3 protein-coding genes are annotated in these 1463 nt (G+C 32.7%); 2 read left to right on the plus strand and 1 reads right to left on the minus strand.

The window, feature by feature from the left end; translation table 11 throughout:
- The coding region (locus AC1DPQ_RS27505) for an FAD-linked oxidase C-terminal domain-containing protein (protein ID WP_477611527.1) at positions 1 to 281 on the plus strand (281 nt) is incomplete at its 5' end.
- Between the two features lie 85 nt (positions 282 to 366).
- Here the strand turns inward: AC1DPQ_RS27505 and AC1DPQ_RS27510 are convergent.
- Complete coding sequence (locus AC1DPQ_RS27510) at positions 367 to 855, minus strand: acyl-CoA thioesterase (RefSeq protein WP_477611528.1); 489 nt, start codon at positions 853 to 855, stop codon at positions 367 to 369.
- A 77-nt stretch (positions 856 to 932) separates the two neighbouring features.
- Here AC1DPQ_RS27510 and AC1DPQ_RS27515 point away from each other — a divergent pair, with 77 nt between their 5' ends.
- Positions 933 to 1367, plus strand: coding sequence for an Hsp20/alpha crystallin family protein (locus tag AC1DPQ_RS27515; RefSeq protein ID WP_477611529.1), 435 nt, complete (start codon positions 933 to 935; stop codon positions 1365 to 1367).
- Positions 1368 to 1463 lie beyond the last annotated feature (96 nt).

Genomic DNA, 1463 nt, shown 5'->3' on the forward strand with positions numbered 1-1463 from the left:
GTTATGGTCATGCCGGTGATGGAAATCTGCACGTAAACATCATTAAAGCTGGAATGAGCGATGAAGACTGGAAAAACAAACTCAAATTTGGTATTGCCGAAATATTCGAATTAACAGCTGCTTTAGGTGGCACATTATCTGGTGAACATGGAATTGGTTTGGTGCAAAAAGAGTTTATGCCGATCAAGTATTCTGAAATTAATCTTAATTTAATGCGGGGTATTAAAAAAGTTTTCGATCCGAAGGGAATATTAAACCCTGGCAAAATTATGCCTGATTAATTTTACTCGTCACCCTGAACTTGTTTCAGGGTCTTAATGGTAACAAGTATATAGATGCTGAAACAAGTTCAGCATGACGAGTATTTTATTGTTCTAACTGTTCAAAACCCAGCATTTTTTGCTTTTCCTCTTCTGGGATAGCAGTTGGTTTACTCGTGGCATAATCAACCGCAATGCAAACCGTTTTTCCTTTACTGCAGATGATCTCTTCTGTTCCTTTTATCTTAACGATCTGGTATTCCAGATCGAAACTTGTAGTGCCAATCCTCGATGTTTTTACATGAATAGCAATTTTATCGTTCATTACAATTGGTAAAATGTAATCTAGTTCAGCATGGGCAATTACGATTCCGGTTTTCTTCCAGTCCCATTTTATAATTTCTTCCCAATACTTTGTTCTGGCAATTTCTAAATAGGTAAAGTAAATGGAATTGTTTACATGCCCCATCATATCGAAATCAATAAAGCGCAAATGGATATTGGTTTTGTAGTTGAATTTGTCTGAAAAACCCTTTATTTCTGCCAATTTGTCTTTTGATTTGAATTTATTTTGCCAAAATGTCTTGAATATCATAAATTTTTGCTTTGGTATGTAAGTTGAATATGGTGTATTATCAATTTAAAAATTAAAAAAAATAAAGAATAAGCGATATGACACTAGTAAATTTTAACAACAGAACCCGTAACACAGCTCCTTACTTTAACAATGTTTTTGATTCATTGTTTAGTGATGCAGTAACTAAAAACAAAATGGTTGATAAATCGCCAAATGTGAATATTTACGAAAATGAAACTGCGTATGTAATTGAGTTGGCTGCTCCAGGTTTAAAGAAAGAAGATTTTCAGATCAATTTAAAAAAAGATACCCTTTCTGTTTGGGCAGAAGTTAAAAAAGACGAAACTCAGGTAGCTAAAGATTTTACACGTAAAGAATTTGATTATAGCTCATTTGCTAGATCATTTAATTTACCTGATAGTGCCGATGGTGATAATATTACTGCTGAATACAAAGACGGTATTTTATCGATCAATATTAATAAAAAAGACGATGCTAAATTACAACATAAAGAAATTGTAGTATCGTAATAAAGATATTCTCGAGAGAGGATTTTTCATAATAGTTTAGTTTTTTTTCAAAGGTTATGAATCTTGCATCAGCTGAGTTTAAGGTAAGTGTGATTG

Source organism: Pedobacter sp. 01T416_2 (genome assembly GCF_056398925.1).